Origin of the sequence: Glycomyces dulcitolivorans, from assembly GCF_003265355.1 — a bacterium.
In the GTDB taxonomy this organism is placed as follows: Bacteria; Actinomycetota; Actinomycetes; order Mycobacteriales; family Micromonosporaceae; genus Glycomyces; species Glycomyces dulcitolivorans.
In genome coordinates, this window is record NZ_QFRW01000305.1 from 20105 (window position 1) to 30265 (window position 10161).

Annotated in this window: 12 protein-coding genes, 1 tRNA gene and 1 riboswitch; of the genes, 4 read left to right on the forward strand and 9 right to left on the reverse strand. The window is 68.3% G+C overall.

What is annotated here, in order from left to right; translation table 11 throughout:
- Window positions 1–3 precede the first annotated feature (3 nt).
- Both DI269_RS21330 and DI269_RS21335 read left to right on the forward strand, forming a co-directional pair.
- The gene (locus tag DI269_RS21330; RefSeq protein WP_198667614.1) at window positions 4–810 is read left to right on the forward strand and encodes a spermidine synthase; all 807 of its coding nucleotides are present in this window, start codon (window positions 4–6) and stop codon (window positions 808–810) included.
- A gap of 251 nt (window positions 811–1061) precedes the next feature.
- Window positions 1062–1223, forward strand: a riboswitch (cyclic di-AMP (ydaO/yuaA leader).
- A gap of 7 nt (window positions 1224–1230) precedes the next feature.
- On the forward strand, window positions 1231–2208 hold the full coding sequence (locus tag DI269_RS21335; RefSeq protein ID WP_112139591.1) for a C40 family peptidase: 978 nt from the start codon (window positions 1231–1233) through the stop codon (window positions 2206–2208).
- 81 nt (window positions 2209–2289) lie between these two features.
- Here DI269_RS21335 and DI269_RS21340 read toward each other — a convergent pair whose 3' ends face one another.
- Complete coding sequence (locus DI269_RS21340; RefSeq protein WP_232822853.1) at window positions 2290–3240, reverse strand: sigma-70 family RNA polymerase sigma factor; 951 nt, start codon at window positions 3238–3240, stop codon at window positions 2290–2292.
- Between the two features lie 646 nt (window positions 3241–3886).
- On the opposite strand from DI269_RS21340, the gene orn reads away from it, so the two are divergent.
- Window positions 3887–4483, forward strand: coding sequence for an oligoribonuclease (orn, locus tag DI269_RS21345; RefSeq protein ID WP_112139596.1), 597 nt, complete (start codon window positions 3887–3889; stop codon window positions 4481–4483).
- A gap of 57 nt (window positions 4484–4540) precedes the next feature.
- A tRNA-His gene (locus tag DI269_RS21350) sits at window positions 4541–4616 on the forward strand.
- 47 nt (window positions 4617–4663) lie between these two features.
- On the opposite strand, the gene DI269_RS21355 is transcribed toward DI269_RS21350, so the two are convergent.
- From DI269_RS21355 to rpsE, 8 genes are all read right to left on the reverse strand, one after another.
- Window positions 4664–5140 carry a DUF1707 SHOCT-like domain-containing protein gene (locus DI269_RS21355; protein WP_112139598.1) on the reverse strand — a complete coding sequence of 159 codons (477 nt, stop codon included), beginning with the start codon at window positions 5138–5140 and terminating at the stop codon, window positions 4664–4666.
- A gap of 39 nt (window positions 5141–5179) precedes the next feature.
- The gene (locus tag DI269_RS21360) at window positions 5180–5713 is read right to left on the reverse strand and encodes a DUF1707 SHOCT-like domain-containing protein (protein WP_157975137.1); all 534 of its coding nucleotides are present in this window, start codon (window positions 5711–5713) and stop codon (window positions 5180–5182) included.
- A 23-nt stretch (window positions 5714–5736) separates the two neighbouring features.
- Complete coding sequence (gene map / locus DI269_RS21365) at window positions 5737–6573, reverse strand: type I methionyl aminopeptidase (protein WP_112139603.1); 837 nt, start codon at window positions 6571–6573, stop codon at window positions 5737–5739.
- Window positions 6574–6578: 5 nt separating this feature from the next.
- Window positions 6579–7214 (reverse strand): adenylate kinase, encoded by a 636-nt coding sequence (locus DI269_RS21370; RefSeq protein WP_112139605.1) that lies wholly within the window; start codon window positions 7212–7214, stop codon window positions 6579–6581.
- A 108-nt stretch (window positions 7215–7322) separates the two neighbouring features.
- The gene (gene secY, locus DI269_RS21375) at window positions 7323–8660 is read right to left on the reverse strand and encodes a preprotein translocase subunit SecY (protein WP_112139608.1); all 1338 of its coding nucleotides are present in this window, start codon (window positions 8658–8660) and stop codon (window positions 7323–7325) included.
- Window positions 8661–8910: 250 nt separating this feature from the next.
- A complete protein-coding gene (rplO, locus tag DI269_RS21380) occupies window positions 8911–9384 on the reverse strand; it encodes a 50S ribosomal protein L15 (protein ID WP_112139610.1) in 474 nt (157 codons plus the stop codon).
- 2 nt (window positions 9385–9386) lie between these two features.
- A complete protein-coding gene (gene rpmD, locus DI269_RS21385) occupies window positions 9387–9569 on the reverse strand; it encodes a 50S ribosomal protein L30 (protein ID WP_091053631.1) in 183 nt (60 codons plus the stop codon).
- A 10-nt stretch (window positions 9570–9579) separates the two neighbouring features.
- A partial coding sequence (gene rpsE, locus DI269_RS21390) for a 30S ribosomal protein S5 (protein ID WP_112139613.1) occupies window positions 9580–10161 on the reverse strand: 582 nt, incomplete at its 5' end.

Genomic DNA, 10161 nt, shown 5'->3' on the forward strand with positions numbered 1-10161 from the left:
ACCGTGACTGAGCTCCGCTTCGACCGCGACCCCGGCCGCCCGAACCTCCTCCACCTCGTCTACGACGAGGTCGTGCAGGCGACGATCGACCTCGACGACCCGTCCTACCTGGACGCCGAGTACATGCAGCGGATCGCGTACCTCATCGATGCGGCCGCCGAGCCGAAGCAGCCGCTGCGGGTGCTGCACCTGGGCGCGGGCGGGCTCGCGATGGCGCGGTACGTGGCGGCGACGCGGCCCGGGTCGTACCAGCAGGCGGTCGAGACGAACGAGGAGCTCATCGAACTGGTCCGCGCCGAGGCCCCGCTGCCGCGCGGCGTCAAGGTCAAGATCCGCCGCACCGACGCCCGCGAGGCGGTCGAGTCGGCGCCCGAGGGCAGCTACGAGCTGATCATCACCGACGTCTACGACGGCGCCCGCGTCCCCGCGCACATCACGGGGGTCGAGTTCCTCCACGCCGCGAACCGGGTCCTGCGCCCGGGCGGGCACTACGCGGTGAACCTCTGCGACGGCGGGCACATGAAGTTCCTCAAGCCGGCGCTCGCGGCGATGCGCGAGGTGTGGCCGCATGTGGCGGTCATGGCCGAGCCCGCGGTCCTGCGCGGGCGCCGGTTCGGCAACGTCGTCGCCGTCGCCTCCACGGTCGAACTCCCGACCGCCGACCTCCGCCGCCGCTGCGCCGGCGCCGCCTTCCCCTGCCGCGTCGTCGAGGGCACCGAACTCCGCGAGTACATCGCCGGGGCCGTCCCGGTCACCGACGCCACCGCCATCCAGTCCCCTCCCCCGCCCCGCTCCCTCCGCAGCTTCTGAACCGTCCCGGCGGACGGTCTACCCGCGAGTAGCCCGTTCGGACAATAAACTCGCTGGATAGTGGCCCTGTCTCCCGCCGCGTCACCACTGTCCGATCCGGATCGGTGAGGGCACTCACAGAAGACTTGGCGATGCGGGTCACCCTGTACTAGCGTCGGCGGCTGTTCCGGTCGGGTCCTCAGGGCTCCCCCAGAGACCCACCCGTCCGGACCGCCGAGCCGCGCCGCGCATGACGCCTGTTCCTCCCGGTCCAGGGCGAGACACCGCAGCGCGGGCCGGGGACCCAGCCGCGCCGTTCCCCCCATCCTGACGGTGCACGGGGTGAATCCCGCTCAGGCAGCGCCTGCGCGGGTAGGGCGATCTTCCCTGCCCGAACCCGACAGCTAACCCGGTAGGCGGCCGAGGAAGAAAGGCCACCTGGTGGCTCAAGCCTGCACTGATATCGACCATCGATCGCGCGCAAGTGCGATCCTCCGCCGCATCGCCGCCTACACCGGCGTCACCGTCGCCACGGTCGGGCTGGTGACGGCCTTCGCCGGCAGCCGGGCCCACGCGGCCGACGTCGACTACGACGCCGCGTCCGCCTCCGAGATCGAGGACCATCTCGACGACCTCGAGGCCCAGCGCGACCAGACCAGCACCTCTCTCGACGGCCTCCAGGCGCAGCTCGAAGCCGCGCAGGCCGTCATCACCGCCACCGCCGAGGACTACGGCACCACCGGCGCCCAGCTCCTCGACGTCACCGCCGCGGTCGAATCCGCCGAGGACGAGCTCGGCGCCAAGGTATCCACGCTCGTCGAGTACGCGCAGGAGCAGTCCGACAAGTACGCCGAGGCCCAGACCGCCGCCGAGACGGCCGACGAGCTCGAACCGCAGATCGCGGACCTCGAAGCCCAGGTCACCGAGCTCGACGCGCAAATCGACGAGGCCCAGGCCGCCTACGACGAGGCCGCCGAGGAAGAGGCCGCCGCTGCGGCCGAGGCCGAGGCTGAGGCCGAGAGCGAGTCCGCCTCCTCTTCGTCGTCCTCCGGCTCGACGGCCGAGTACAGCGAGGACGCCGCCACCGCCGCGGTCGAGTTCGCCCGCGACCAGCTCGGCGAGTCGTACGTGTACGGCGCGGCCGGCCCCGACACCTGGGACTGCTCCGGCCTCGTCGTCGGCGCCTACGACGTCTCGGGCATCTCGCTGACCCACTCGACCTACACCCTGTGGGACGAGACCAGCTCGATCGACCGCGACGACCTCCAGCCGGGCGACCTGGTCTTCTACAACGGCCTCGGCCACGTCGCGATCTACATCGGCGACGGCCAGGTCATCCACGCGCCCAAGCCGGGCGACGTCGTGAAGATCTCGGACCTCGACATGGGCATGTCCATCGACGGCTACCGCCGCATCTGACGATCCGGATACGCCGAAGGGCCGGGGCTTTCGCCCCGGCCCTTCGCCTTTTCGCTTGCTTCGCTAGCGCTTCTTACGCATTCAAGCCGCCTCGGCCATCACCTGGTCGTTGGCGAGCTCCTTGAGGCGCGCGAGCGCCTGGATCTCCAGCTGCCGGATGCGTTCGCGCGACAGGTGGAACCGGTGCGCGACCTCCGTGAGCGAGTGCTCGCGGCCGTCTTCGAGGCCGTAGCGGGCCTTGACGATGCCGGCCGAGCGCTCGTCGAGGTGGTTGAGCATCATCTCGATGCGCTGGCGCTCCATGCCGGCGAGGACGACGTCCTCGGGGCTGGGTTCGTCGGAGTCGGCGACCAGGTCGCCGAGGTTGGTGTCGCCGTCGTCGCCGATCGGCGTGTCCAGCGAGACGGTGTCCTGGCTCCAGCGGATGAGCTCGTTGACCCGCTCGACCGTGACGCCGAGTGCGGCGGCCACCTGGTCGGGTTCGGGGTCGCCGCCGAGCTCACGGGTGAGCTGGCGGGTCACGTTGCGCATCCGGTTGACGTCCTCGACCAGGTGCACCGGCAGGCGCACGGTGCGCTCCTGCTGGGCGATCGCCCGGCTGATCGCCTGGCGGATCCACCACGTGGCATAGGTCGAGAACTTGAAGCCGCGCGCGTAGTCGAACTTCTCGACGGCGCGGACCAGGCCGGTGTTCCCCTCCTGGATCAGGTCGAGCATCGGCATTCCGGAGCGGACGTACCGGCGGGCGATCGAAACGACCAGCCGCAGGTTCGCCTTGATGAACTGCTCCTTCGCGCGCGCGCCGTCCTCGATCAGGCGCTTGAGCTCCTTCTCGGTGGCGTCGCCGAAGGTGTCCCCTTCACCGAGCAGGTGCTTCGCGAACAGACCGGCCTCGACTGCCTTCGCGAGGTCGACCTCGGCGGCGGCGTCGAGCAGTGCGGTCTTCGAGATCTCGTGCAGGTAGACACCTACAAGGTCTCGTTCCTCAGCGACCTCTTGGGTGGTGAGGGTGGGTGTTTCAGTAGTATCCACGCTCAAGGTCTCCTCCAGCTTCCTCGTCCCCCGACACCGCGTGAACGGTGTACCAGTTACAACGACCGCTTCGTTGCGTGGAATTCCGTGCCCCGGTGTTCGATGCGCCACGGTTACGGAATCGATGCGAACGGGTGCCCTTTCGGGTGTTCGCACAATCCCGCAAACCGGTCTCTCGGGCTATGCTCGGTTCACGGCTCCTGTCACTGGGACGGGGGAGCGGATCGCTCATGATGCCTCTGAGACGGGGATCACCTCACCGTGGTTTCGGTGGGGCGACCCGAGTCCTGGTCACGGTATCGTCTCCGGCCTGCTTCATCGCAAACCTTCAATCTCTAGGGGTACACGCGCCTTACCTTGAAAAAGTTGAGAGATCATCTCTTTGCGGCCCGAATCACTAGGATTCAGGCCGGGAAGGCGGCGACGCTCTGATACCCGCACCATAGCGGACGGTAGCGGTGACAAGCAACACCATTCCCAGCTGTTGTTGTCGGATTCCGAGCACCCCTCGTTCTCCTCAGTCTGCGCCTCCCGGGCCCTCCGCGGGGGGACTTCCGGGCCCGTGACACGAAGATCACGCCCGTGACCGGCTGCGCGTAGAGTTGGCCGGGTGACAGAAGAACGCCTTGTGTGGGTCGACTGCGAAATGACCGGCCTCGACCCGGACACCGAAGCCCTCATCGAAATCGCCGTGCTCGTCACCGAACCGGACCTGACCCCTCTGGACGACGGCATCGACATCGTCATCGCCTGCGAGAGCGCGACGCTCGACGACATGGGCGCGTTCGTGGCCGACATGCACGCGAAGTCCGGTCTCACCGAAGAGGTGCGGGCCTCCCGGGTCTCGCTCGCCGAAGCCGAGGACGCGGTCCTCCAGTACATCAAGCAGCACGTGCCCGAGGCTCGCACGGCCCCCTTGTGCGGCAACTCGATCGCCACGGACCGCACGTTCATCACGAAGTACATGCCGCGCCTGGACGAGCACCTGCACTACCGCATGATCGACGTGTCCTCCATCAAGGAGCTCACCCGGCGCTGGTACCCGCGCGTGTACTACAACCAGCCGCCCAAGGGCCTGGCCCACCGCGCGCTCGCCGACATCAAGGAGAGCGTGAAGGAGCTGGAGTACTACCGGCGCACCGTGTTCGTGGCCCTGCCCGGTCCGTCGAGCGACGAGGCCAAGGCGGCGGCCGCGGCCCTGGCCGACGCACCCGGTGAGACCCCGAACACCCAACCCCGTTGACACCACTCGGGGCCCAATGGCTATTATTGTCCCCGGCTTCCTTGTTGAAGCCCGATGGTGGTCGTAGTTCAGCTGGTAGAACGCTTGGTTGTGGTCCAGGAGGTCGCGGGTTCAAGTCCCGTCGATCACCCCATCAGAAAAGGCCCTATGGCATCGCCATAGGGCCTTTCGCCTGCTCGCTCACCGCCGGTTCCGCTTGTTGCGCAGGTGTTCCCTGCGCCTGCGCTCCGTCGCCGGGCGCATGATGCCGCGCTCGGCGCCCGTCAGGGCGACGCCGACGACCAGGAGCGGGACCATGATCCAGATCGGCCAGAAGTAGATGGGGCCGTCGGTGAAGAACTCGACGACCGCCCACACGCCCAGGTTGATGCCGATCGGGATCGAGAAGCCGAACCACATCCACTTGATCCAGTCGGGCGTGCCGAGCTTCTCGGGCTCCTCGGCGTCCAGGATGCGCTGGTAGGTCGGGAGATCGGCGAGGACGACCTCGGCGTCGCCGACGGTCTGGGCCGCGAGGAGGACGTCCACGCGCTTCTCGTACTCGTCGAGGTCGATGTACCCCTGGTCGACGGCCGCACGCAGGATCTCGGTCAGGGCGCCGCGCTCGGGGTTGCCGATGCGCATCGTGCGGTCGCCGAACCGTTCGAGGGAGGACATTCGGGCTCCTTGGGGATGGGTGTTCGCAGGGGGCTGGTGTCAGTGGGAGGAGCGGCCGTGGTGGCCGCCGTCGTGGCCGTGGCGGTGGCTCCGGTCGCGGCGGCGGCGCTCTCCGTCGTCGTCCTCGTCATCGTCGTCCCCGCCGCCCATGTTGACGACCTGGAGGACGGTGGCGATGCCCAGGCCGAGGATGGGCCAGATCGGCCAGAAGTACGTGGGCTCGCCCGAGCCGACCCAGGTCGCGAACCAGACACCGGTGGTGATGAGCCCGACGGTGATGAGGCCCTGGAGGGCGGGGATGCGGCGGATCAGGTTGCCGCGGCGCGCGGGCGGGGCGGCCGGGGCGGGCGCGTCCTCGGCGGGGACGACCTCGCCGACCTTCGGGCGGCCGCCGGGCAGGTCCTCGAAGATGAGGTCGAGCTCGGCGTTGGTCTTGGCGTTGTACGCGGCCACCGAGCGCTCGTCGAACTCGCCGAGGTCGATGCGGCCCTCGTCGAGCGCCGCCTGGAGCTGGGCGATCGCCTCGTCCCGGTCGGCGTTCGAGATGCGCAGCTTGCCGTGGTCTTCGGTCACGACGCCATTATGGCATCGGAGTCCTATTCAGCGCGAGCCGCGCTCGCAGCCAGTTCGCCCAATTGTTCGACGCCGCCGTCGGGGGCCGTCAGCACCCACACGCCGTCCTCGCAGAGGGCGATGGTGTGCTCGGTGTGGGCCGCGGCCGAACCGTCGTCGGTGACGATGGTCCAGCCGTCTTCGAGCTCGGCCGTGTCGGGCGAGCCGAGGGTGATCATCGGTTCGATCGCCAGGGCCATGCCGGGGCGGAGCTTGGGGCCCTCGCCCGGGCGGCCGTAGTTGAGGATGTGGGGGTCCTGGTGCATCTCGGTGCCGATGCCGTGCCCGCCGAAGCCGGTCACGATCCCGTAGTCCCCCGAGTGCTCCACGGAGTGCTCGATCGCGTGCGAGATCCCGCCGAGGCGCTTGGAGGTCGCGGCGGCCCGGATACCGGCCCACATGGACGCCTCGCAGGCCTCCCGCAGAGCGGTCAGCTCGGGGGCGACCTCGCCGATCTCGATGGTGATCGCCGCGTCGCCGTGCCAGCCGTCGACGATCGCGCCGACGTCGACCGACAGGAGGTCCCCGGCCTTGAGGACCGCGTCCTTCGCGGGGATGGCGTGGACGACCTGCTCGTTCACCGAGGAGCAGATCGAGGCGGGGTAGGGGCCGAAGCCGATGTCGTAGCCCTTGAAGGAGGGAACGGCGCCGCAGGAGCGGATGACGTCCTCGGCGATCCGGTCGAGTTCCGCCGTCGAGACGCCCGGTCCGGCGGACTCGCGCATGGCCCGGTGGACCTCGGCCACCACGAGCCCGGCGGCCCGCATCTTGCGGATCTGCTCGGGGGTCTTGTACTGGATGCGGTCGCGACGGCGGAACACCGCGGCTACTCCGGGGCGCCGATGGCGGCCAGCGCGCGCTCGGTCACCTCGGCGACCTCGCCGATCGCGTCGATCTCGACGAGCTTGCCCTGCTGCTCGTAGTAGCCCACGAGCGGCGCGGTCTGCTCGGCGTAGACCTCAAGGCGGTGCTTCACGGTCTCCGGCTTGTCGTCGCTGCGCTGGTACAGGTCGTCGGAGTCGGGGTCGGCCGGCGGGTCGAATTCGAGGTGGTAGACCTTGCCGGTGGACTTGGAGACGCGGCGGCCCGACAGGCGGCGCACGACCTCTTCGTCACTGGCGACGAGTTCGACGGCCACGTCGAGGATGACGCCGGCTTCGGTGAGGATGCCGTCGAGGACCTTGGCCTGCTCGGTGTTGCGGGGGTAGCCGTCGAGCAGGAAGCCGTCCTTCGCGTCGTCCTGCGCGAGGCGGTCGGCCACCATCTCGTTGGTGACCTCGTCGGGGACGAGCTCGCCGGCCTCCATGTACTCCTTGGCCTTGAGGCCGAGCGGGGTGCCGCCGTCGACGTTGGCGCGGAAGATGTCGCCGGTGGAGATCTTGGGGACGCCGAGCCGTGCGGCGATGATCTCAGCCTGGGTGCCCTTGCCGGCCCCGGGCGGGCCTACGAGTACCAGTCGCAAAGGAAATTCCTCCCGTGTCGTGCGGTGCCGATCCTCGGCGAACGTTCGCCGAACGTGCCGATAGCGCGGCCTGGGCGGCCGCGCTGTGGCACCGAGTTCAATTCTGCGTCAGCGCAGGAAGCCCTCGTAGTGGCGCTGCATCAGCTGGGACTCGATCTGCTTGACCGACTCCAGGCCGACGCCCACCATGATCAGCACCGAGGTGCCGCCGAACGCGAACTGAGCGAACAGCTGCTGGTTACCGAACGCGATGATGGCCAGATTGGGAAGGATAGCGATCGCGGCGAGGTAAAGCGAGCCCGGGAAGGTCAGGCGTGACAGGACTCGCTGCAAGTAGGTCGCGGTCGGGTTGCCGGGACGGACGCCCGGGATGAACCCGCCGGCCTTCTTCATGTTCTCGGCGACGTCGTCGACCTTGAAGGTGATCGACACGTAGAAGTACGTGAAGAAGATGATCAGGAACGCGTACAGCGTGATGTAGACCCACGAGCCCTGGTTGAGCAGGTACCGGTCGATGAACTGGACCCACGACGCGTCGCTGCTCTGGTTGAGCTGACGGAACAGCGTCGGGATGTACAGGAGCGAGGACCCGAAGATGACGGGGACGACGCCGGCCTGGTTGACCTTGAGCGGGATGTACGTCGACGTCCCGCCGTACATGCGGCGGCCGACCATCTTCTTGGCGTACTGCACCGGGATGCGGCGCTGCGACTGCTCGATGAAGATGACCGCGACCATGATCGCGATGCAGAGGCCGACGATGACGGCGAACATGAACCATCCCTCGGACTCCTGGAGGGACCAGAACTGGCCGGGCATCTGAGCGGCGATCGACGCGAAGATCAAGAGGCTCATGCCGTTGCCGACGCCGCGCTCGGTGATCTGCTCGCCGAACCACATGATCATCGCGGAGCCGGCGACCATGACCGCCACGACCGTCACGACGGACATCCAGTAGGGGATGTTCGCGTCGGTGGCCGACAGGTCGGGCAGGATCGGGCTCGGGCACTCGGTCTGGAACAGGATCCCCGACCGGGCCAGCGCGATGTAGCCGGAGGCCTGGAGCAGGGCGAGGCCGAGCGTCAGGTACCGGGTGTACTGGGTGATCTTGACCTGGCCGGGCTGGCCCTCCTTGCGGAGCTGCTCCAGCCTGGGGATCACGACCGTCAACAGCTGCATGATGATCGACGCGGTGATGTACGGCATGACGCCGAGCGCGAAGACCGAGAGCTGGAGGAGCGCTCCACCGGTGAACAGGTTCAGGAGGCCGAACACGCCCGCTTCATCGGCCGGCTGGATGTTCAGGCAGGACTGCACCGCGGCATAGTCGATGCCGGGACTCGGCATCTGCGCACCCAGACGATACAGACCGATGATCATCAGGGTGAACAGGATCTTCTTGCGCAGATCCGGGGTCCGAAACGCGCTGATGAAGGCGGAGAGCAATGCGGTTCCTCCTGAACAAGACCCCCTGGCGGGGCCCACGGTGTTGCGGTGCAACACCTTTCGTTACCAGTGGGCGTGTGAAGTTCGTAGCGAGAGGGTCACGCGCCCGAGGAAGACGGTGGTCCTCGCCAAGGGAGCCTAGCAGGCGCATTCGGACGCAGAGTATTCGGCACTCAGCATGACGAAACGGGCCGGAGTTCCCTCCGGCCCGTTTGCGCAGATCAGTTGTACGTTCGTCCTGCGGGTCCGCCTATTCGGCGAGCGCCTCACCGGTCTTCTTGTCCACCACGGTGGTCGAGCCGCCGGCGGCGGAGACCTTGACGGTGGCGGAGGCCGAGAAGGCGTGGGCCTTCAGGTCGAACTTGACGCCTTCGAGCTCGCCCGAGCCGAGGACCTTGATGAGCTCCTTCTTGTTGAGGACGCCCACCTCGATCAGCTGCTCCGGGCCGACTTCGCCGCCCTCGGGGAAGAGTTCCACGAGGCGGTCGAGGTTGACCACTTGGTAGACGAGCTTGTTGTGCGGCTTGAAGCCCTTGAGCTTCGGCAGGCGCTTCTGGAGCGGCAGCTGGCCGCCCTCGAACGCGGCCGGCACGGTCTTGCGGGCCTTGGTGCCCTTGGTGCCGCGGCCGGCGGTCTTGCCCTTGGAGCCCTCACCGCGACCGACGCGGGTCTTGGCCTTCTTGGCGCCGGGGGCGGGCTGAAGGTCATGAATGCGGATAGCCATGACTACTCGACCTCCTCGACGTCGACCAGGTGACGGACGCGGTGGACCATGCCGCGGTACTGCGGGAGGTCCTCCTTGTAGACGGTCTGGCCGATCTTGCGAAGGCCGAGCGTCTCGATGGTCGCGCGGGCCTTCGGCTTCTCGCCGATGACCGACTTGTGCTGGGTGATCTTCAAACGTGCCATGTCAGATCCCCTAAGCCTGCGCAGCCTGGGCGGCTTCGGCGCGGGCGCGCAGCAGGCCCTGGGGAGCGATGTCCTCCAGCGGCATGCCGCGGCGGGCCGCGACGGCCTCCGGGGCTTCGAGCTGCTTGAGCGCCTTGACCGTCGCGTGGACGATGTTGATGGCGTTCGAGGAGCCCAGGGACTTCGACAGGACGTCGTGGACGCCGGCGCATTCGAGCACGGCGCGCACGGGGCCGCCCGCGATGACGCCGGTACCCGCGGAGGCGGGCTTCAGGAGCACCTTGCCGGCCGCGTCCTCACCGAACGTCTCGTGCGGGATGGTGCCGCCGATGCGGGGAACCGTGAAGAAGTTCTTCTTGGCTTCCTCGACACCCTTGGCGATCGCCGCCGGGACTTCCTTGGCCTTGCCGTAGCCGACACCGACGTTGCCCGCGCCGTCGCCGACCACCACGAGGGCGGTGAAGGCGAAGCGCCGGCCGCCCTTGACGACCTTGGCGACGCGGTTGATGGTGACGACGCGCTCGATGTGCGGGGACTTCTCGGCGCGGTCGCGACCGCGACCGCCCTCGCGTCCACCGCGGCCGCCGCGACC